1 rRNA gene is annotated in these 231 nt (G+C 58.9%); it reads left to right on the top strand.

Features of this window, described 5'->3' with window-relative positions:
• A 23S ribosomal RNA gene (locus IG99_RS43935) occupies positions 1–231 on the top strand; the annotation flags it as partial.

Below are 231 nucleotides of genomic sequence, written 5' to 3' on the forward strand. Positions count from 1 at the left end.
GCCGTGGGAGCGTCGGAACAAGGCTTGCCTTGTTCTCGTGACTGCGTGCCTTTTGAAGAATGAGCCTGCGAGTTTGCGGTGTGTTGCGAGGTTAACCCGGGTGGGGAAGCCGTAGCGAAAGCGAGTCCGAACAGGGCGATTCAGTAGCACGCTCAAGACCCGAAGCGGAGTGATCTAGCCATGGGCAGGTTGAAGCGGAGGTAAGACTTCGTGGAGGACCGAACCCACCAG

The sequence above is a fragment of the Streptomyces griseus subsp. griseus genome, assembly GCF_000720255.1.
Lineage (GTDB): Bacteria > Actinomycetota > Actinomycetes > Streptomycetales > Streptomycetaceae > Streptomyces > Streptomyces griseus_I.